The sequence below is a fragment of the Paenibacillus terrae HPL-003 genome (assembly GCF_000235585.1).
Lineage (GTDB): Bacteria > Bacillota > Bacilli > Paenibacillales > Paenibacillaceae > Paenibacillus > Paenibacillus terrae_B.
The window spans coordinates 2,123,476-2,144,199 of the sequence record NC_016641.1 but is presented as its reverse complement, the minus strand read 5'-3'; the positions used below and the strand labels follow the sequence as shown (position 1 = coordinate 2,144,199).

Genomic DNA, 20,724 nt, shown 5'->3' with positions numbered 1-20,724 from the left:
CAAACATTCCCAAAATGGTGATATAATATTTTCAGATAAACGCTAATTTAGCAACCAGATTGTGAAAGGGGTGGTCTATTTGGAACATACAGCCACGATACGCACAGAACTGGGGCAATTCATGACACGAGAAGACCTTAGCATAACCCAATTTAGCCAAATGGCGGGTATAGAAGCGGAGACAGTCCATGCTATTTTGGGCAAAAAAATGCCATTCTCGGTAGAGCAGCTGGATCGGGTTACACACGGTATGCGACTGAATCCAGGCCATTTTTATGGGCATTACATCGAGGAATATTTGGTCGAAGCTGTACCCGATTGGCGTAATATTAAACCTTTTTTATACCGATGTGAAGAACTGAACAAGCTGGATTTCATTCAGCAGACCAGCTATTTATGGTTGGATAACACGACTTACGCTCCTCTGTTGTTCGAAGTAGCTGAGGATTTTTTCATACATGGCAAACATGCCGCCGCAGCCCTTCTCTACAAAAATATCGTCAAAAGAGAGGGCGGCCAGCGTTCAGAACGACTTGCCTTGTGCCAGTATCGCTTGTTTATTCTTGGGCTGGGGCCCGATAAAGAACAAAACGTGGAGGCTGCTAACCGGGTTTTTACCCTTTTGGATCAGCTCGACGACATAGACCGACTCGACGCATTAAGAGAACTGGCGAATGTATATATGCAAAGTAAATTATGGGATTTAGCCAAAGACTTGGCTAAGGATATGGACGATGAGGCTAATATTCAATACCTTCTTATGCACCAACCCAATAAAGTTAATCAGGAACCACTCAAAAGTACACAAAGACCAATGTTCTTTTATATGGCCTATTCTAACTATCTTCGTGCGAACATTTGTGAGGCCCAAGGAAACTACAAGCAAGCACTACAATATACTTACGCATATACTGATCTAAGCTGGGTGAAGGAGACCGATGAGGAAACACAATACTGGCTGAATAAATGTAAAGGATGGGCACGATCCAGTCTATTTTTATATAAAATGTTAACCGGAGATGTAAGCGCAATTTTGGATTATGTTAAATGCATTGAAGCTTCACAAACCGAGCTGATGCCAGGATTGTTTAAAATCGTTAGAGCCGCTAATCAACAGGATATCAAGATAGATTATTTTCTTAAAAAGTTTGAAACAGACATTGCAGCCTTTATTGCACGGGAAAAAGCTATTGTTACGTATACGTACAAGATCACGCCAGATTTATATATTCTTTTTCTGCATGAGCTGGCTCACTATTATTTAAGCAGAGGGGCATTTGACATTGGTTTTCAATATCTAATCGACGGTTTGGAAAAAGCCTTTGAGGTCGATAATACATCCTGTATCATTAAATATATTGGGCTTTATGAGCATTCTCGATTATTTGCGTCCCGTGAAACTGATGCAGAGTATAAGAGATTAATGGACGTGGCTTATCAGGGAGATGATGACTGAATAGGCTAAACTCAAACAACGCGCGCCGATTGTGTATCGGTGCGCGTTGTTTGCATAGTTTTTTTATCGGATTACTTATTCTGAATATCTGTTCTTACTACCCCGACATCAGAAGCATTGATAGAAATGGGGTTGCCACCTTGTCCAGACTGAGCTGAAGAAGATTGTCTGACGTCTACCGAAATTTTTTTATTTTTAAAGCCGCTTCTTCTCTTTCTTCCCAAAGCAATTACCTCCTTAAATACGTGATTTTCTTTTAATCTCTCAATTGCGATTCCTTTGTTTACTACAGGATATAAACCACCCCTTGAGTCGATCTCAACTGTGAAGAGATATGTTATATGAATATGCTAGAGTATGGGAAGTTGTATCGGCGGATAGCAGATCATAGAGAAAAGAGGCTGTGGGTTGGAGAATACCTGCCTGGCGCTTGACCTTGCAGTATAAACACGAAATCGAATTCCTCATCCCGGTTGCAGGTTAATGTACAGTATAAAGAAACTTATTTACAAATTGTTCGTCTATATCCATGGAATTATTTTCTATAAAATAGAATCCATAAAGGAGCATTGAAATGAAAAAAAAGTTAGCATTAGCTTTACTACTGTTATGTACTGCATTCTCAACGACGAGCACAGGCTTCGCATCTAGCAGCACGCCAACTCTTGAAGTTTCTCAAACATCTCTCGACTATAATATGGTTATACCTGAAAGTGACGGGAACTTTCATGATGGCTTGCTATTTGCGGAACAATCCAACGGCTCGCTCGTGTACTATAACGCGAAAGGGAAAGAGGCCTTTATCCTCCCCGACTATATCTCACCTGTCAGCGATTTTAACGAGCAACGTGCGCTGGTTAAAAACAATAAAACGAATTTGTACGGCTTCATTAACACGAAAGGACAACTGGCTATCCCTTGCCAATATACAGATGCAGGTCATTTCTCCGAAGGCTTGGCCCACGTCATAACAGCAGATACCAAAAGTGATCTACTCATCGACCGAACAGGAAAGACCGTTACCCGTTTGACGCAAAAATATAGTTCAGATTATCATTTCACATATGGCATGGCTCTGGTATACAATCCAAAAGGCGATAAAATCGGGTTTATCAATAAAAAAGGACAATTAGCTATTCCTTATCACTATGCCACTTCCCGTGGATTTTACGAAGGGCTGGCTCTGGTCAAAAACAGTAAAGGAATGTATGGGTACATTGATACGACGGGTAAAGTTGTTGTTCCTCTGCAATATAAATCCGGGGGCGATTTCTCCGAAGGGCTGGCTGCCGTGCAAAACACCAAAGGTCAGTGGGGCTTTATCAATAAGAAGGGAAAGAACGTTATTCCTTTTCGGTATACGGATGCGAGTTATTTTAGCGAAGGTCTAGCCGCTGTTTATAATCAAAACGGCAAAGTCGGTTTCATTGATCCCAAAGGAAAATTGGTCATTGGTTATCAGAATTACACCCGAGCCGAGTCTTTCAAGGAAGGCATTGCCCTCGTTGGTGTTGGAACGAATTCTGACGGTAAGTTCGGCTACATTGACCGCCAAGGCAAGCTGCTGACCAAACTTCAATATTTGAATATATCCTCCTCTTTTGCGGATGGCTACGCCGTGGCATCGAAAGAACAGGGTATTGCATTTCTCCTCACCAAGCACTTACTTTTAAAATAAATCATATAACCCAAAGGTGCGGAAAGCATAAAGCCGCGCCTTTGGGTTGTTTACTGCCGCTTTCAGCCTAATTAATCGTGCGTATAAAATTTCACCCCTGGCAGGTCTGCCGCCTTCCACGACCAATTGATCGTTTTACTGTTAAAATTAGAAGTGCCTGCCTGTGCAACCTGTACTTCCTTCAATACTGTAATGGATGAGCCTTTAGGTCTGACCACCACCACGTGACCATGACCTGTCTCTTTTTTGATACCGATTGTCGGATAACCAAGGTTGGCCCTTTTTTGAGCATCGCTGAATGTGACAGCGTACCAACCGGGAGCTTTTTTATTACTCAATGCATCTGCCATTTCATTAGCTAAACCACCAGGCAGGGCGGCCGACATCTTCTTCATTACATCTTGTGCAAATTCGTTACAATGAGTAACACCCCCCCTAGGTAAATAATTGGATTCAACGTTTAAGGAATCAATTGCTGCTGCATAGGTTTTGGCCGTTCTTTCCATATTTGTTTCCCCCTAAAATGGTATTGAAGAGATACGATGGAGTCGCTGTACATCGGAAGGGCTCCACATTCATTGGATGTCAGAATCATTTCCCCCCCATTAATATAGGTAACTCCAGACCTTCCCTAACAACCACAAGTCAAATTATAAGAACAATCTTCTTTTAAGGAATCAAGCTGCCATCATTGTTGTCGTTGCTAGGAATCGAGCCTTGCTTAGTCGTCCGCGACAAAAAACCCGCCAATATTGGCGGGCTCAGAACTAAAATCCATAAAATCATTATAAAAATCAACCCCTGCGTACTTTACGGGACAATAGGTTACCCAAGGACTGAACACCTTGCACAAATACGACAAGAATCACGACGGCAATTAACGTAACAATCGTATCGAATCGCTGATAGCCATACGATATCGCCAGATCTCCAATCCCGCCGCCACCGACCGCGCCTGCCATGGCAGTGGCTCCAATCAAGCCGATTGCGGCTGTCGTTAACGACAGAATAAGGGAGCTGAATGCTTCGGGGAGCAAGAAGTAACGAATGACCTGAAAAGGGGTCGCTCCCATCGCGTCCGCAGCTTCCAATATGCCCGGATTAACCTCAAGCAGCGAATTTTCGACCAGCCTGCCGATATATGGCGCAATATAGAAAATCAACGGAACAATCGCCGCGCTGGTCCCAATGGATGTATTCACAATTAGACGCGTCAACGGAATGATCGCTACCAGCAATATGATAAACGGTAAGGAACGAACAATGTTGATAATCGGATTAAAAATACCGTAAAACCATTTGTTCTCTAGAATCCCGCCCGGACGAGTAATGACCAGCAAAATACCGATAGGTATACCGATCAATGCGCCAATGAACAACGAGACGCTGACCATGAGCAAGGATTGATACAAAGCCTCCCACAGTTGATCCCAGGTTATAGAGGTTCCCGTAATCATCATATGCCCTTCACCTCCTGAATGTTGACCCCTTTACTCTTGATAAAATCAACAGCCTGCTGAACAGCATGCTCCTCGCCACGCAGTTGGATCGTCATATAGCCAATTGTCGTCTCTTGTATTTCCGTCATATTGGCAAACAAAATGTTCACATAGACCTCATGCTGCCGAATCAATTCATGAACCACCGGCTCGGAGGCAGCCTGTCCGATAAATTCCAGCTTGTAAATCCGCTGTGATTCTTGCTGCTCAAACGTCTGCAGCACACTATCCGGCACCTTATCATGAATAACCGTGCGCACAAAGCTTTGCGTCGTCTGGTGCTGTGGCTGTCCGAATACATCCAGCACATTGCCCTGCTCGATGATTTCACCCTTTTCCATGACAGCAACCTTGTTGCAAATCCGCTGAATGACTGACATCTCATGCGTGATGATCAGAATAGTGATCTTGTATTCCTTGTTGATTTTACGAAGCAAATCCAGAATCGACTGCGTGGTCTGCGGATCAAGCGCCGAAGTCGCCTCATCACAGAGCAGGATAGACGGGTTGCTCGCCAGCGCCCGCGCAATACCGACACGCTGCTTCTGACCACCGGAAAGCTCACTCGGATAGCTGTTCGCCTTGTCAGACAAGCCTGTGAACTCCAGCAACTCTTTTACCCGCTGCTCAATCTCCCGCTTGTTGCGCTTGAGCAGCACCAGCGGAATCGCAATATTGTCGAACACCGTTTTCGACTCCAGCAGATTGAAATGCTGAAAAATCATTCCGATCTTCTTTCTTACCTTCCGAAGCCCTGATGTCGAATAAGTATTCAACCGCTCTCCTTCGACAATAACCTCCCCGCTGGTGACCTTCTCAAGACGGTTAACCAACCGGATCAGCGTACTTTTACCTGCGCCGCTGAATCCAATAAAGCCGAAGATATCACCTTTATCCACTTTGATATTTATATTTTTTAGCGCTTCTATGCTTAAGCCTTTTCTCACATAGGTTTTGGATACATTTTTGAGTTCAATCATTACTTCTAGCTCCTTCCGATTCCTTTAAGAATGTAAGATGTCATTGAGCTGTTTGTATCCCTTTATCGTTAGTCACTAAATCCGAGTATTCTAGTAAGTTTTATAAAGTATACTACTTCGATTTAATATTCATGTCAATATGTGTTTTTTGAGGTCCAACAATTAAATTTTAGCCCTGAGGCACCGTTTTCTAACTACAGGGATTGTCAAAAGCCATGTTCGTCCTAAGTTGAGAGCATTTTTTGCATAAACAGGCGTGGTATTGCAGACGCTATGGAATATGCCGAAGCATACACACCTTGCCCAAATGGGACGGAAGCGAGGAAGTTAAATGAAACGAATATTTGCCTTGTGGCTATGCGTTGCGGTTTTGGGAATGTTGGCTGTTACGGGTAATTCCGCGCTAGCTGCTCAAACTGTTGACGAACAGCCTTATCATTTTGGATTCAAAAAAAGCAAGGGGGGCGAACTGCCTTCTATCGCACAGGAGGGCTTTATGCACCTGATTGAAAAACAGGGTGGCATCTTTCTCGGAGATACTACCAAAAAAGAACTATTTCTCACCTTTGACAACGGCTATGAGAATGGATTTACGCCCAAGGTGCTGGATGTATTAAAGGCCAAAAAGGTTCCGGCCGCCTTCTTTGTAACCGGACATTTTGTGAAGGATCAGCCAGCTTTGATGCGCCGCATGGCGAGTGAGGGCCATATTATTGGCAACCATTCATGGAGTCATCCTGATATGAGTACCATTTCTTCGACAGAGATCCGGTCTGAGCTGGATCGGGTACGAAATGCATCGGCAGAGCTCACTGGACAAAAGGAAATGAAATACGTTCGCCCGCCTCGCGGCATTTTTAGCGAAAAGGCATTGGCCTCCTGCCGGGAAGCGGGATATACAAGCGTATTCTGGTCTGTGGCTTACAAGGACTGGGATACGAATATCCAGCAAGGAACAGACTATGCCTATCGTCAGGTCATGAATCAGCTCCATCCTGGAGCGGTCATTCTGCTCCATTCCGTATCCAAGGACAATACCGAGGCGCTGGGTTCGATTATTGACGAAGCCCGCAAGCAAGGGTATGAGTTCAAAAGCCTGGACGACCTTAAGGTTAAGCATTACCACTAAAACAGTCACTGAATTGGACGAATCGTTAAATATGATTAGCCCGATCCACACCTGCGTACAGCAGACAGTGTGAATCGGGCTTTTTTGCTTTACGATCAAGGAAGGCAAGGGATTATATACTTATTCCAAGCTTAACTTATACACTCTGGCTTCATAAGGGCGCAGCTTCAAGGATTGCAGATTCTCCCCTTTTACCGGCACGTAGTTGGATAGAAGCAGCTCCGCTTTGGCGGCAGGATAGCCCTCCTCCTCAGGCCAGTGGAACACCGGGTCACGCTCAAAGAAATTCAAAATGACTAGCACATGCTCCTTCCCCAACGTGCGGGTAAACACATACAACTCAGTATCCAGCGGCAACAGCAGCTTATATTCACCATAAACAATCACCTCATGTTGTTTACGCAGGGCAATCAGCTTACGATAATAGTGAAAAATCGAATCCGGGTTATGTCTTTCCGCCTCAGCGTGGATGTACGTGTAGTTATCGTTGATTTTCATCCATGGCTCTCCATCGGTAAACCCGGCCGCATGCCCTCCATTCCACTGCATAGGCGTCCGCGCATTATCCCGGCTTTTTCTCCAAATGGCCGCCATAATCTGCTCTTCCGGTTGGCCAAGCTTCCGTTGCTGTTCATAATAATTCAACGTCTCCACGTCCCGGTAATCATCAATCGACGAGTAAGCGATATTCGTCATGCCGATTTCCTCGCCCTGATAAATGTACGGCGTACCTTCGAGCATATGCGTGAAGGTTGCCAGCATTTTGCCCGACTCCACACGGTAATGTCCATCATTTCCGAATCGCGAGAGGGCGCGCGGCTGATCATGGTTGTTCAGATAATTCGCATTCCAGCCTTCCTGATGAAGCACCGTCTGCCAGCTACTCATAATTTTTTTAAGCTCTACCAGTGTCCACGGCTTGGGTCTCCACTTTTCTGTTCCCTGTCCCTCGGCATCTATAAACATGTGTTCAAACTGGAAAACCATATTCAGTTCATGTCGCTGATCCCCTACATAATCGAGTGCCTGTTCAGGGCCCAAGCCTGATGTCTCACCGACGGTCATTAAGGGATAACGCTCCAGCACCCTTTCATTCAGCATGCGAAGAAGCACATGCACCTGTTCCAAATTGGAAAAAAGCTGATAGGCCCGTACCAAAGTCCGTTTCTCGGGATTATTGGCGTCCGGCAGCCCTTCGGCTTTGACAATATGAGCAATGGCATCAAACCGGAAGCCATCGACTCCCTTTTTCAGCCACCATTCCACCATGCGGTACAGTTCAGCGACCATTTCTTCATTGTTCCAGTTGAGATCCGGCTGATGCTCGGAATACAGATGCATGTAATATTCGTCTGTAAGCTTGTCATATTTCCACACAGAGCCGGAAAAATACGATTCCCAATTGTTCGGATATCTGCCATTTTTGCCTGTTCGCCATATGTAGTAGTCTCGTTTCGGATTGTGCTTGGACGAGCGTGACTCCGTAAACCATGGATGCTCATCTGAGGTATGATTTAATACCAGATCCATCATAATTTTGATACCTCGTTCATGCGCCTTGTGAAGGAGTTTATCAAAATCCTCCATCGTTCCGAATTCATCCATAATGGCATAATAATCGCTAATATCGTAGCCGTTATCATGATTGGGCGATTTGTACACCGGGCAAATCCAGATGACATCAATGCCCAGCTCACTCAGATAGTCCAGCCTGGACAGAATACCCTGTAAATCTCCTTTTCCGTCTCCGTCCGAATCCTGAAAGCTAATCGGATAAATCTGATACACAACGGCTTCCTTCCACCATATCTTTTTAGGCATGTTTCCCTCCTGTAGCTTCTCTGTACATCCAATAGCATATGCTGTTAACATACACGCAATACCTGTGGGCAAATCGTTCGTGAGACGGAGAAGGAAGTTTGAAGCTTGCTTTGACGCAATCGCATAGCCATGATAAGGCATTCGAATTTTTCCAAAATTTTTTTAAAAAAACAGGTTGTAAAAGTTACTCCGGCGTTACCTATATATATGAACCGCCCATTTCCATGAACCAGTAAGCGGTCCGATTCTCTAAATCAAAGGAGGAACTCACATGAACCATCGCCCCAAAGAGCTAAAGGATCTGATTGTGGAGTCGGCTGTGATCCCGCCAAATATCAATGTGGATGTGAAATCAGCCACCGAAGGGGGAAAGCGTCGCCTCATGCTTAGCGATAACCCGGAGACGCTCACCCCCGTGACTGTACCTGCCCGGCAAGCTACCCTATGGCATGACGTGGTACGCACGACAACCCGGACGGTCAAGCATCGCATTTTCGGCTGGCATTACAACAAAATCGGCGGCCCTGTCAAACTGGGCATCACCGTAGAGAACAAAAGCGATGCTGCGCTGGAAGTACGTCATATCGAGCGGGCTCTAGAGATTGCGCCTGAGGATGGTAACTGGATTATGGATGTCGGGCAGTCTATTGCCAAAAGCTGTTTGGCCGGTACGATGAAGCGCTTGAAGCCGGTAGACCGTCATAAATTTGGCAAAGGCACAGCGCTGCTGGAAGAATTCGAGCTGCCAGAAGGGTCGCTGGCCGGATTCACCTATGATCTCACTGTGGAATATGCCGAAGGCCACGGTACGTTGGACTATGTAATCCGCACCGTGGTCAGCAAGGATATACAAACCGACCTGCGCGGGATTCATGCGGAGCCGCTACCACCCGTACCGCCGCCGCAGGCGCATCCGCGTGGTACATGGTCCTTTTCCGAAACGAACGCGCGGATGCCAGAGTACGTAGTCGGGCAAAGCGCTAACTACCGAGCATGTGCCACCAAAAAATTGGATGGCGAGACGCCCGCCGATCTACTGTTTACCGGGGCTCGCAGCGAGCTAGGCCCTGCGCTTGATAATCGTGGACAATTCGGTGTCATATATAACGCTACGATCCCCATCGTCAACGACGGTCACGAGGAACGTACGGTCCGCATCTACGCCAATCCGCGTGGGGGATCGTTCGCCGGGTCTGTGCGTGTGAATGATCATGTATATGGTATCCCTCTGCTACGAGATAATACCAAGGTATGCCGATTGGCTGATATCAGCGTGCCCCCCGGCAAGTCCAGCTATTCTCTAAGTTTTATGATTGCAGGCAGCGCAACCACACCGTTGGGCCTGTACGTCATTACACTATAGCTATACTCACGATGACTGGATGAGCGAGCGTGGTGCCCATAAATAGTCACAGGATAGGGTCTTCTCTATAGTAAATGGAGTGTACGCTTCGTCATTAGCGTAAAAAAAGCGCGAGTGCAAGGGTTATTTTCCCCCTGTAACTCGCGCTTCTTGGATCAGCAGAATAAATACCGCTCTATTTGAACCGCTGGACCTGCCTCGAAGGCATAATGGTCAACTCCGGAATGTTAACATGCTCCGGTTGCTCCAGTGCATAAAGGGCAGCTTCTGCAACATCATCGGGATGCAGCGGCAAAATGCTCGAAGCAAACGCCCGAATCTCCTGCTCTGGATATCCAGCCACCTGCGAAAATTCCGTCGCCACCGCCCCGGGGTGAATCGCAGTTACACGGATTCCTTGCGTACTGGTCTCCAAACGCAAGGCGGAGGCTATGGCGCTAACGCCGTACTTGGTAGCGCTGTATAGTCCTCCTCCGGCAGTTACTTCCTTCGCTGCAATAGAGGAGACAATGACAACATCCCCCTTGGCCTGTTCCCTCATTGGCTGAAGCCCGTACTTCAGTGTCAGGACAAGACCGTGCACATTCGTCTTGTAAAGCTCCTCCCATCTTTCCAGGTCCACTTCTGCCAGTGGGCTTCGATACCCGAAGCCGGCATTGGCAACGATAATATCAAGCCGCCCCCAGCGTTCAAGAATGGCATGGACCGCCTGCTGTACATCTTCAGCTTTTTGGATATCGGCGGGTATTGCCATGACCTCGTACAATCCCTCTTGGTGCAAGTCGCGAACCAATTCGTCCAATCGCTCCTGGCGGCGTGCCAATACAGCTACATATGCGCCTCGCTTTGCCAGTTTTCTTGCAATCGATGCCCCAATACCGCTGCTTGCGCCTGTTACCAAAGCTACTTTACCGGCTAGGCTTTCCTTCCCTTTCCAGGATAACTCCAACTCATCCAATATCATGTTAAACCCTCCCCAAGCTTATTTGGTTAAAAGTACGCGATGAACGCCCTGGCTGCCTCCAGGAGCTGTGCCTATATATAAATATCCGTCATGGTTTACAGCCGTAGTTACGCCATAAAGCGAGCCTGCAGGATCATGCCAGCTTCCGATGAGTTTCCCCTGCGAATTAAGCTCCACCGCAAGCCCATGCTTCACAGGTGCGCTTGCACCGCTGAGCAGTGGTTGAGGCAATTTGGCCATCATTCCAGCCAGCCACGGGCTTCCATGCATCTGATCTACAAAGGGAATACGTGTCGTGAAGAGACCGACCCAGAAATGGCCTTGATCATCACGCGTAATGTTATCCGGAAAACCGGCGAGATTATCCGCAAAAATATCCGAAGTCCCCTTCTTTGGCCCTTTGAGCCAGTATCTGGTCAATTGGTAGTGATACGACTCTGCCACAAGCACAAAATCTTCGTCCGCAGACAAGGCAACCCCGTTCGCAAAATAAAGGCCTTCCAACAGAACTGTCGTCTGCTTGGTCGCCGGATCATATTTCAGCAAACGTCCATGTGGCTTGTTCTCGGCGATTTCTTTGAAGACTACACTGCCATAATTGGAGGTGTCAGAAAAATAAATAGTGCCATCTTTCGCAATATCTAGCTCATTGGCCAAATAGATCGGTGTGCCGTCGACTTGATCGGCCAACACCGTCACGTTCCCGGAAGGATCTACAGACAGCAGCCCCTTCTGGACATCCGTAACGATCAGATTCCCACTAGCGTCAAACATAAGTCCATTGGGCGTTCCTTTGGTATCTGCATATAGTTGGGCCTTTTGTGGATTGCCCTTTGTATCAAAGGCAACCTTATAAATTTTCCCGTCGGAGTCTCCCGTATATAAATTACCTTCCTTGTCAAAGGTGATAAATTCCGGAAACTTAGGAGCATTTGTAACAAGCTCTGCGGAGCTGAGTTTATTGTTTTGTTGCCATGGACCCGCTTTCTCAAAAGAGGGAGCCGGAGGTGCAATCCATTTTGCAGGCTGGACAGGGGAAGGGATGAGCATGAAAATAACCACTCCCAGAAGGATTACCGCCAGCAGCGATAATCCGGTTCTGCGTACCCATTTACGCGGTTTCTTATTCTTTCTTCCTTGAGAATCTTTGACAGACAAATCAGGTTTACTGGGCATTAGAGTGCCTCCTATGTGATGTGAATAATATTTATATTTGAACGACGATTTTACCGAAATACTGTTTTCCTTCAGCCAACAGTGCGAAGGCTTCGCCGATTCGGCTGAGCGGGAATACCCGATCGATGACAGGATGTAAACGAAGGCGGGAAATGGCACGATTCATGTTTTCGAAATGTTCCCGGTTACCGACTTGGCTGCCGCGAATCGTCGCAGCCTTCTGCAAAATGCTGGTGACATCGAACTCAGGAATGGTCAAGCCCGATAAGAATCCGACCATGCTCACAGTCCCTCCGGTACGAAGGGCATTGATGGATTGCGCCATTGTTGCCGCTCCCCCCACATCCAGGACATGGTCGACTCCGCCTGTCAGCTCCAGAGCCACCTTATCCCACTCGGGAACTTCCGAATAGTTGATTGTCTGCCATGCGCCGAGAGCTTTTGCCCGTTCCAGCTTGTCATTGCTGCTCGATGTGATAATTACCCGTGCTCCGGCCATCAGAGAGAATTGAAGCCCAAAGATGGAGACACCACCTGTTCCTTGCAAGAGCACCGTATCCCCCGCTCGCAGCCCGCCGGATTCCATCAGCATGCTCCATGCGGTTAATGCCGCAATCGGCAAGGTGGAAGCCTCCTCCCAAGAAAGGTGATCCGGAATGGCGACGACCCCTTCTTCATGCAGAACGATATATTCAGCCGCCACTCCACTGAGCGGGCCTCCCAGACTGTCCTTTAATACCTCCGCTCTGGTGCTCCCGCCAATGAATTTCTGTTGGAAATTTCCCGCTACCCTTTGTCCAACCTGAAATTTTGTCACCCCTTCCCCCACAGCTACAATTTCACCCGCTCCATCGGATAACGGAATGAAGGGAAATTGAATGCCGATCGGCATTACTCCATTAAGTATTACCAAATCTCGATAATTAAGGGACACTGCCCTTATGCGGATCAGAACTTCCAGCCGTCCCGGCACCGGTATGTCAAGTTCCGTCAAGGTTAACTCTTCAAAGCCAAAGCCATTTTTCAGTTGCACTGCTTTCATTTTGGTTGTCCTCCCTGCAATTTTTAACTTTTTACCTAGTATGGATACAGTGTATTACAAAGGAAACACTGTTTCTTATACAATACACTGTATCCAATTGTATTCAAAACGTCAATCTTTTCTTTAAAAATAAAAACAGTCGTAAACTGCTTCTGGGCTTTTAACGTTCCTTACCAAGTAAAATTGGAGGCAGGGTGGCTTCGCTTGTCCAGAACTTGCTCAGGTGGGCAAGCATGACCAAAAAAACGCGAGTTGCAGGGGTGAAATAACCTCTGCACTCGCGTTTTTTTACATTAATGGTGATATAAGCACTGTCCAATAGAATTGGAATTTGCTTATGCGACAGCCCTATTTAAGTTCCACTTTTTATAAACTACGTCTACTTAAATTTGTTCCTGACTATATTACGCTACTAAGCATAAAATTAGGGGGCGGACTCGGCTCCGGCTTGCCAAACAAATAACCCTGCGCCAGAGACACACCTGCTCCACGACAAAATTCAAAGTCCTCCATCTGCTCAACGCCTTCAGCCAGTACCTGGCCGCCAAAACGAGAAGCCGATTCCACGATCCCTGTAATTTGTCGCTTCTGATCACTGTTGCGATAACAGCCATCAATTAGACTGCGATCAATTTTGACATAATCCGGCTGGAGACAGTTCATCAGCTCTGTCGTAGAATAACCTGCCCCCACATCGTCCAGTGCCACTGAAACTCCACGTTTGCGATATTGCTCAAAAATATGATGCAAAAAATTCAGATCGTTTATTTCTTCCGTCTCTACAACTTCAAATACAAAATCCTCCGTGTTCATGGATAACCGATCAATCGTCTCAAAGGTGTGGTTCAAGCAATAAGCCGGATTATAAATGGTGGAAGGAAGAAAGTTAATAAAACGTTTAATTCCCGCCGGAAGACATGTTGCACTTTTTTCAATCGCAGAAATACGGGCTGACCGATCCAGATGAGCATGCAAGCCAGCTTCACGGGCAATTTCAAACAGCCGAAAGGGCTGAAAAAGTCTCTGCGGATGTGACGGACGCAGCAAAAACTCAAACCCGATAACATTCAGCTTGTGGTCAACAATAGGCTGCATATGACTGGAAAAGCTCTGATCCGCAATAATGTCCATGACATTCGGATGCTTGATTCGGGCTTGCAGTTGGCTGAATGGAAGCCAATCCTCATACCCTTCGACATGAAACGTTCCGGTCACCACAACCTCCATATGTAACAACCATTCCTTCGGCAAAAGAGCCAGTCTGTCCATCCATTGCTCCAGCTCCGCAGGACTGTCATAGCGAAACGCAATGCCGTCCTCGCGTCCTTGTTCCTGTTTCATTTGTTCCGACAGCATACCCAAGTTATCCATCACTTGAGTAAGCGACACCCTAGAATGCCTGATTTTCAGCAATCCCTGGTCCTTAATAGGTGATATGATGCTGCAATTGCTGCAAGTCATAATGGTCCTCCTCGGAACAATTTTCCGGTTTTTTCACCATTATATCACAAATAACTAGAACAAAAGTACTATGTAATTACGTTTTTTTACAAAAAATAAGGTTATTTTCGGCTACAACCTAGGACTTAAGTGTGTATTCGACAAAAAATAAAGTCTTTTGAACTAATATTAAGGAGTGTTTAAAAATTAATCACATCATTGATTAAACTTGAAATAATTTTTCTGGGATATAATCTCTGCCTATTTTATTTTTTAGAACAACTCTCCGTTGGCAAAGAGGATATTTTACGTTATAATGTAGATATTAATACGTAGTCGTGTTTCTTCCGAAACCGAGCCGGACATTGGTGGCGTCTGGTACCCGACGGGCGGGTCTTATAAATACCTTGTTCATCCAAAATGTGCCGCCATTCTTTAAATATGCAAGCTCTGATGGGATACATCAGAGCTTTTTTTGTGACATCACAACTATACATATTAAAGGACAAGGAAAAATAAATGCTTGATTTGACAACGCTACTCAGCTTAAATAAAAAACCAAATTTCGCAGACATTGACTTACCAGTTCTGCGAGAGCTATTTTATAAAGAACTTTATCCCTACACATTTGAATTTATCTTAAGTACGGGGGAAACAATTACGCTAAAGTTTGACTTAAATAAATTTTGTCACTTGGTTGGCATTGAAAAGACTGCAAAGCAACAACGGACTCTACGTGGAAGACAGTTAAAAGAATACAAAGGTATGCGAGGTCTAAATAACATCTTTAAAGGAGTATTAAATAAAGCCAGTATACGTAACTTAGGTGTCAATCTGAATCCTATGAAAGATAAAATGCTTCATTTTTATTTTTTACCTCGTCTAATGAATACAAGTTCTTTGATGATCAAGTATGTTCCAAGTACTACAAGCGCTTTATCATGCGAGTTCTTTATCTATGATTTGCATTCACCAGACAATGCATACATCCAACTTGGATTACAAAAAGAATGGCATGGCAAGTGGTATTATCCAGAATCATTTTTAGTCAACATCGGCTAATCCTACGAACAAGCAGGCTGCTCCACCAAGCCACACTGTTTCGATTATAGCTCGGCATAGATATGAACGCGAAGAAAAATCAAGATTTAAAGAGAAACGATTATTACACCAACGCCGACGACGTACAACAAGACGATCTAAGCATAATGTAACACGCATTTATAAAAGAGCTACTTAAGGGAAATATAAGTTTTGTCCCATTTCAAATACACGTTCAGTCCCCTCTTCACCAAATCACTTCATTACCTAAATCCTTAAAATTAAGGGAGTGTCAACATCTAGTAATAGCTGTTGACACTCCCTTTGAAAGATATAAATCCCGTTTTACACATTACATTTGAGAAGCTTATTTGGAAGCCTTCGGTTTGGTTGTTTTAGCTGGTTTAGCTACCGCAGGTTTGGTTGCTTTTACGGCTGGCTTCGCCGTTGCTTTCGCCGGAGCCACGGTTTCCTTTACAGGAGTCGTTGCTGCATTGGGCTTCGCGCCAGCTTTAAGACTATATTTAGCAAAGCCGTCAGCCGCGCTACCGAGGAATGAAATTTGCTGGTTTCCGGCAAGCACGTCTTTAGCATCAGGTGAGGATTCGAAGGTAACCTTTGCCTCACCGAAAGGAGCAATAGACCAGTTGCCATCCGCAGCCGGATTAATCGTTCCATTCGTACGGATGTAATCAATAACGACTTGGCGGCTTTCGTCCGGTGCTGCCATCACAATGCGTTTGCCATCCGGATTTGCCAGTTTGGATGAGGAAGCACGATAGTTGTTGGTCGCTACGATAAATTTCTGTGCAGGATCAATTGCTTTCCCGTTGTATTGTAAATCCTTGATACGATGAGCAGAAGGATCAATAACGGTTCCCTTGGCATCATATCGTGCAGGCTGAGTCACATCAATCTGGTAATTCACACCGTCAATGACATCAAAATTGTAGGTAGGGAAATCTTTGTTAATCAGCGATTGTTCCTCGGTTTTCTTTGGATCGATACGGTTAAACTGGCCCGCAGACCATTCCAGCCATTCCTGAATTTCAGCACCGGTAACTTCTACGGCCTGAACCGTGTTCGGGTACACGTACAGATCGGACACGTTTTTAATGGCTATCGTGCCTTCAGGAATGTTGGTGTAATACTCGGCACCGTTTCGACCACCAGCCTTGAATGGAGCGCCAGCCGACAATACGGGAAGATTTTCGTATTCGGTTCCTTTAAGGTGGTTTTGTACATACCATTTTTGTGCATTCGTCACAATCTGAATGGAGGGGTCATCCTGCACTAATGCAAAATAACTGTTAATCGGTGCTGTCGTTGTTCCCACCGGTTGACGAACATAATCCAATGTTCCTTTATGTTCGTCCTTGACCGCCTCTGTCAGTTTGAATTCGGGTTTGATCTGTTGCACCGCTGGATTGGTAGTATTCACAACCGGGCGCACTTCCGACTGAGAACTAGTTACATTCCACACGCGGTTTTTCTTTTCAAGGCTCAGGTCAATAATGCCCAACTCCTTGCCCCATGAGGAAGCTTCTACAGCCGGTACGCCATTAATGGTTCCTTTATCCAGGTCTACACCGCTCATTCCTTTAAAATCAGGGCCGGGGAAAGATTTATGCGCGTGTCCAAATAAAATAGCGTTAATTCCGTCTACCTTGCTCAAATATTTAACGGCATTCTCCATCAATGGAGTTTGCGGTACATCCTCATAACCTGTGTGTGCCAGCACAATAATAATTTCAGCACCCTCGGTTTTCATTTGTGGAATAAACTTTTTCGCCGTTTCCACAATATCCTTGGTAACGACTTTGCCCTTCAAATTACTTTCATCCCACTGCGTAATTTGTGGTGTTACCAAGCCAATCACACCCACTTTAATTGTGTGCTCTTGACCCTTCTCGTCCGTTACCGTTTTATCAAGAATTTGGTAAGGGGTAAAATAATTTTTAGTCCCTTGGCCCCCATCATCGTAATACACGTTCGCATTTACGTAAGGAAAATCGGCTCCCTTGAGCGATCTTTCCAGAAAGTCGAGACCATAGTTAAATTCGTGGTTCCCCACCGTAGCCGCATCATAGCCCATCAAGTTCATCATCTTGTAGACTGGATGGACACCGCCTTCTTTCTCAAAGGTTTTGCTTCTGGCCATATAATCACCTAGTGGATTGCCCTGCAACAAGTCGCCGTTATCGAACAACAGGCTGTTTCTCGTTTCACTGCGCGCCTGCTTGATCAGTCCGGCTGTGCTAATCAAGCCATATTCGTTCGTTTCCTTGTCCGCATAGTAATCGTAGTTCATCAAGGCCGCGTGAATATCTGTCGTTTCCATGATCCGCAAATTCACTGTACCGCTATCCTTGGAATCGCTGGCAGCCCAAGACGGAGCGGCTGAAAACACCAGCATGCTACAAGCAACGACTGCTGCTGTAAGCCCTCTAAACCATTTTTTATGAAATATCAAAATATATCCCTCCTTATTAAGGTGTAGGCCTCATACACATACTTTTGCACATATATGTAAGCTTTGAACCCACCATTCCTATTTTAATCCAACGCCGGACAAAAGAGTAGTCATTTACTCTATTTATTTATGAAAAAATAATTAATTTTCCGTAAACACAAAAACCAGCAAGCCTCCCAAATAACTCGGAGAATTGCTGGTTTCCTCATACTTCTATCCAAATTCTATTTTTCCCACACCTGACGTCCGGTTTGCTTACCCACATACTCAATACGAGTCGGCTTCACATCCAGAATGACATAATTGGGGTCATCCGGGCCAGAAAACCATTCCTTCAACGAATCATTCCACACTTGTTTGCGGAGTCCCTCGTCAGCTGTTACCTGGACAGTAGCCTCAACCTCCACGACTTCCTTCGTACCGCCAACCTCATAGCCCAGCAGCAGATAAGCGTTTGGATTATCCTTCAGTTCTTCCACCTTATGTGTTTTGCGATCTGTCGCGAGATGGATGTTCAGCCCTTCGTTAAAAAGAGCCATATAGCGCACCTTCGGCTTGCCGCCTTCTACTGTACCCAACGAGCAAAATTTGTTGTTATCCAAAGCCTCTACAATGGCTTGTTCCAGTCGGCTGCGATCCAATGTTTCCGTTTTACCCACGGTACAACAACTCCTTTTCGCAAATTATAATCCCCATAAATGCCCATGCGATGATCCGACACCAGCTCATCAAATCCTGCGTAGCAGTTCTGTAAAACAACATTAACCGATGGGATCATGGTCATTTTCAGATAAAAGCTCACAGTAAAAGTGTACCCTGACGTACGACAAATGAACCGCCACTTCTTCCCCAATGCTGGACAGACCCGCCTTCTAGGCATATAATCATCGTAGTAAACCCGAATTAATAACCCATTCGACTATACAAATGCCAGGGGTGCTGGAATCGGCCGGCTGAGAGTGTGTCCCAAGACACTGACCCTTACAACCTGATCTGGGTAATGCCAGCGTAGGAATGCTTAAGCAAGATGCCCCTTTTTTTCTTATTACGGTGGGCCATCCCTTACTTTGGTATATACAAGCGCAAGCGTCCCGGAACATCGGGGCGCTTTTTTTGCTGAAGATGATGTTGTTGGAACAGATAACGTCCGGCAGAAGTTATTTTTGTGAAATGGGAAACATAAGCTGTCTGATCCGACGGATTACGGGTAATAAAAGGAGAGAACACAACGATGAAGCGCATGAAAATGTTAAGCCTAGGGCTGATCAGTCTGTGGCTCATGGCCCTGACTCTGACCGCCTGCGGCGGAAGCTCCCCCTCTGCACCGCAAGGCGCGGCTCCTGCCGCCGGTACCCAAGCGACCTCTACGACCAAGGGACTCAAGGATGTAAAAGTCGTGCTCGACTGGACACCAAATACGAATCATACGGGACTCTATGTCGCCAAGGACAAAGGATTTTACGAAAAAGCAGGCTTGAATGTCCAGATCGTTCAGCCCGGTTCGGGCGGAGCCGATCAAATGGTTGCTTCCAATGCTGTACCTTTTGGTATCAGCTATCAGGAGGGTGTCACACAAGCTCGTACGCAAGGGGTGCCGCTCGTATCCATCGCTGCGGTCATTCAGCATAATACATCTGGCTTCGCAGCCCCGGTTGACCGCGGGATTAAGAGCCCAAAGGATTTTGAAGGTAAAACATACGGCGGCTGGGGTTCGCCCGTAGAAGAAGCGGTCATGAAATCCATTATGGATGCAGACAAAGGCGATGTAAGCAAGGTGAAGATCATCAACATGGGTAATGCCGATTATTTTACAGCCGTGAAGCGGGATATCGACTTTGCCTGGATTTTCTACGCATGGACTGGGATTGAAGCAGAGCTGCGGGGTGAACCCCTGGATATGCTGTATGTAAAAGATTATTCCAAAAGCCTGGATTACTATACACCTGTCATCGTGAGCAACGAGCAGACGATTAAAAATGATCCTGAGCTGGTCAAGTCCTTCATGGACGCAACCGCTCAAGGCTATGAATATACCATTGCTCACCCGGAGGAAGCCGCAGACATCTTGACCAAAGCGGTTCCGGAGCTGGATAAAAAGCTGGTACTCGCCAGCCAAAAATGGCTAAGCCCACGTTATCAGGACGATGCCGCTCAATGGGGCGTACAAAAAACGGAAGTATGGCAAAACTACTCCGACTGGATGTACGAGCGCAAGCTGCTCAGCAAACCCCTGGAAGTCGATAAAGCCTTCACAAACGACTTCCTGCCCAAGCGTTGATCTTTTTCTTAAAAGTCGACTAAAGGCACACACGAAGCGCCACTGCGTGGTCGGATGGTACTTCCCATCGCCACCGCCCCCTGATTTCTTTTATCAAAATCTAGAGGTTGAAATCCGGGGACAAAAGCGAACGCTAACGCTTGTACAGCACCATTCCGACCCCTTCGTTCTTATGTTCATCTAGCTTTTGTAAAAAATGCCACACCAACAAAACCCGAAAATATGATGCTTTTAAGGCGGTTGCCAGCGTAGCGGTTCATTTGAATCTGGAGAAGCGGAGCGTTCGCCTTTGCCGTGGGATTCTTACCTTTTAAATTTATTCAAAGAATTCCACGGCAACAGCGATCGTAAGATCAAATGAAACACGGAGCGATCTCTCACCCG

General features: G+C 46.0%; 17 protein-coding genes and 1 riboswitch. Of the genes, 6 read left to right on the top strand and 11 right to left on the bottom strand.

Translation table 11 applies throughout. The features are described from left to right. Positions 1-79: 79 nt before the first annotated feature. Positions 80-1,456, top strand: coding sequence for a tetratricopeptide repeat protein (locus HPL003_RS09820; RefSeq protein ID WP_014279468.1), 1,377 nt, complete (start codon positions 80-82; stop codon positions 1,454-1,456). Positions 1,457-1,527: 71 nt separating this feature from the next. Here HPL003_RS09820 and HPL003_RS29170 read toward each other — a convergent pair whose 3' ends face one another. Next, positions 1,528-1,680, bottom strand: coding sequence for a hypothetical protein (locus tag HPL003_RS29170; RefSeq protein ID WP_014279467.1), 153 nt, complete (start codon positions 1,678-1,680; stop codon positions 1,528-1,530). A gap of 350 nt (positions 1,681-2,030) precedes the next feature. On the opposite strand from HPL003_RS29170, the gene HPL003_RS09815 reads away from it, so the two are divergent. After that, the gene (locus HPL003_RS09815; RefSeq protein WP_014279466.1) at positions 2,031-3,134 is read left to right on the top strand and encodes a WG repeat-containing protein; all 1,104 of its coding nucleotides are present in this window, start codon (positions 2,031-2,033) and stop codon (positions 3,132-3,134) included. A gap of 71 nt (positions 3,135-3,205) precedes the next feature. Here HPL003_RS09815 and HPL003_RS09810 read toward each other — a convergent pair whose 3' ends face one another. The 3 genes from HPL003_RS09810 to HPL003_RS09800 form a co-directional block, all read right to left on the bottom strand. Next, complete coding sequence (locus HPL003_RS09810; protein WP_014279465.1) at positions 3,206-3,640, bottom strand: hypothetical protein; 435 nt, start codon at positions 3,638-3,640, stop codon at positions 3,206-3,208. Positions 3,641-3,928: 288 nt separating this feature from the next. After that, the gene (locus HPL003_RS09805) at positions 3,929-4,594 is read right to left on the bottom strand and encodes a methionine ABC transporter permease (protein ID WP_014279464.1); all 666 of its coding nucleotides are present in this window, start codon (positions 4,592-4,594) and stop codon (positions 3,929-3,931) included. After that, the gene (locus tag HPL003_RS09800; RefSeq protein ID WP_014279463.1) at positions 4,591-5,613 is read right to left on the bottom strand and encodes a methionine ABC transporter ATP-binding protein; all 1,023 of its coding nucleotides are present in this window, start codon (positions 5,611-5,613) and stop codon (positions 4,591-4,593) included. Before HPL003_RS09800 ends, HPL003_RS09805 begins: the two co-directional genes overlap by 4 nt. A 331-nt stretch (positions 5,614-5,944) precedes the next feature. Here HPL003_RS09800 and pdaA point away from each other — a divergent pair, with 331 nt between their 5' ends. Next, on the top strand, positions 5,945-6,742 hold the full coding sequence (gene pdaA, locus HPL003_RS09795; RefSeq protein WP_014279462.1) for a delta-lactam-biosynthetic de-N-acetylase: 798 nt from the start codon (positions 5,945-5,947) through the stop codon (positions 6,740-6,742). A gap of 120 nt (positions 6,743-6,862) precedes the next feature. Here the strand turns inward: pdaA and HPL003_RS09790 are convergent, their stop codons facing one another. After that, positions 6,863-8,563, bottom strand: a complete 1,701-nt coding sequence (locus tag HPL003_RS09790; protein ID WP_014279461.1) for a glycoside hydrolase family 13 protein — start codon at positions 8,561-8,563, stop codon at positions 6,863-6,865. A gap of 271 nt (positions 8,564-8,834) precedes the next feature. On the opposite strand from HPL003_RS09790, the gene HPL003_RS09785 reads away from it, so the two are divergent. Next, positions 8,835-9,926, top strand: coding sequence for a hypothetical protein (locus tag HPL003_RS09785; protein ID WP_014279459.1), 1,092 nt, complete (start codon positions 8,835-8,837; stop codon positions 9,924-9,926). Between the two features lie 175 nt (positions 9,927-10,101). Here HPL003_RS09785 and HPL003_RS09780 read toward each other — a convergent pair whose 3' ends face one another. From HPL003_RS09780 to HPL003_RS09765, 4 genes are all read right to left on the bottom strand, one after another. Next, the gene (locus HPL003_RS09780; RefSeq protein ID WP_014279458.1) at positions 10,102-10,890 is read right to left on the bottom strand and encodes an SDR family oxidoreductase; all 789 of its coding nucleotides are present in this window, start codon (positions 10,888-10,890) and stop codon (positions 10,102-10,104) included. 18 nt (positions 10,891-10,908) lie between these two features. Beyond that, positions 10,909-12,066, bottom strand: coding sequence for an SMP-30/gluconolactonase/LRE family protein (locus HPL003_RS09775; RefSeq protein ID WP_014279457.1), 1,158 nt, complete (start codon positions 12,064-12,066; stop codon positions 10,909-10,911). Positions 12,067-12,097: 31 nt separating this feature from the next. Then, positions 12,098-13,108: a zinc-dependent alcohol dehydrogenase family protein gene (locus HPL003_RS09770; protein WP_014279456.1), complete on the bottom strand. Its 1,011-nt coding sequence runs from the start codon at positions 13,106-13,108 to the stop codon at positions 12,098-12,100. Between the two features lie 399 nt (positions 13,109-13,507). Beyond that, positions 13,508-14,569: an EAL domain-containing protein gene (locus HPL003_RS09765; RefSeq protein WP_014279455.1), complete on the bottom strand. Its 1,062-nt coding sequence runs from the start codon at positions 14,567-14,569 to the stop codon at positions 13,508-13,510. Positions 14,570-15,067: 498 nt separating this feature from the next. Here HPL003_RS09765 and HPL003_RS09760 point away from each other — a divergent pair, with 498 nt between their 5' ends. Continuing rightward, the gene (locus HPL003_RS09760; RefSeq protein ID WP_014279454.1) at positions 15,068-15,610 is read left to right on the top strand and encodes a PBECR4 domain-containing protein; all 543 of its coding nucleotides are present in this window, start codon (positions 15,068-15,070) and stop codon (positions 15,608-15,610) included. A gap of 346 nt (positions 15,611-15,956) precedes the next feature. Here the strand turns inward: HPL003_RS09760 and HPL003_RS09755 are convergent, their stop codons facing one another. Next, positions 15,957-18,062 carry a bifunctional 2',3'-cyclic-nucleotide 2'-phosphodiesterase/3'-nucleotidase gene (locus HPL003_RS09755; protein WP_014279453.1) on the bottom strand — a complete coding sequence of 702 codons (2,106 nt, stop codon included), beginning with the start codon at positions 18,060-18,062 and terminating at the stop codon, positions 15,957-15,959. A 224-nt stretch (positions 18,063-18,286) separates the two neighbouring features. Then, positions 18,287-18,721, bottom strand: coding sequence for a pyridoxamine 5'-phosphate oxidase family protein (locus HPL003_RS09750; RefSeq protein WP_014279452.1), 435 nt, complete (start codon positions 18,719-18,721; stop codon positions 18,287-18,289). A gap of 263 nt (positions 18,722-18,984) precedes the next feature. Further along, positions 18,985-19,094: riboswitch (TPP riboswitch) on the top strand. A 199-nt stretch (positions 19,095-19,293) separates the two neighbouring features. On the opposite strand from HPL003_RS09750, the gene HPL003_RS09745 reads away from it, so the two are divergent. Then, complete coding sequence (locus HPL003_RS09745; protein WP_014279450.1) at positions 19,294-20,340, top strand: ABC transporter substrate-binding protein; 1,047 nt, start codon at positions 19,294-19,296, stop codon at positions 20,338-20,340. The last annotated feature ends 384 nt before the right edge of the window (positions 20,341-20,724 follow it).

Excerpts from the sequence above, each read along its gene's own strand:
- HPL003_RS09800 (WP_014279463.1), bottom strand. The coding sequence starts at position 5,613 with ATGATTGAACTCAAAAATGTATCCAAAACCTATGTGAGAAAAGGCTTA.
- HPL003_RS09785 (WP_014279459.1), top strand. The coding sequence starts at position 8,835 with ATGAACCATCGCCCCAAAGAGCTAAAGGATCTGATTGTGGAGTCGGCT.
- HPL003_RS09760 (WP_014279454.1), top strand. The coding sequence starts at position 15,068 with ATGCTTGATTTGACAACGCTACTCAGCTTAAATAAAAAACCAAATTTC.
- HPL003_RS09790 (WP_014279461.1), bottom strand. The coding sequence starts at position 8,563 with ATGCCTAAAAAGATATGGTGGAAGGAAGCCGTTGTGTATCAGATTTAT.
- HPL003_RS09775 (WP_014279457.1), bottom strand. The coding sequence starts at position 12,066 with ATGCCCAGTAAACCTGATTTGTCTGTCAAAGATTCTCAAGGAAGAAAG.
- HPL003_RS09780 (WP_014279458.1), bottom strand. The coding sequence starts at position 10,890 with ATGATATTGGATGAGTTGGAGTTATCCTGGAAAGGGAAGGAAAGCCTA.
- HPL003_RS09765 (WP_014279455.1), bottom strand. The coding sequence starts at position 14,569 with ATGACTTGCAGCAATTGCAGCATCATATCACCTATTAAGGACCAGGGA.
- pdaA (WP_014279462.1), top strand. The coding sequence starts at position 5,945 with ATGAAACGAATATTTGCCTTGTGGCTATGCGTTGCGGTTTTGGGAATG.
- HPL003_RS09805 (WP_014279464.1), bottom strand. The coding sequence starts at position 4,594 with ATGATGATTACGGGAACCTCTATAACCTGGGATCAACTGTGGGAGGCT.
- HPL003_RS09770 (WP_014279456.1), bottom strand. The coding sequence starts at position 13,108 with ATGAAAGCAGTGCAACTGAAAAATGGCTTTGGCTTTGAAGAGTTAACC.
- HPL003_RS09810 (WP_014279465.1), bottom strand. The coding sequence starts at position 3,640 with ATGGAAAGAACGGCCAAAACCTATGCAGCAGCAATTGATTCCTTAAAC.
- HPL003_RS09745 (WP_014279450.1), top strand. The coding sequence starts at position 19,294 with ATGAAGCGCATGAAAATGTTAAGCCTAGGGCTGATCAGTCTGTGGCTC.
- HPL003_RS09815 (WP_014279466.1), top strand. The coding sequence starts at position 2,031 with ATGAAAAAAAAGTTAGCATTAGCTTTACTACTGTTATGTACTGCATTC.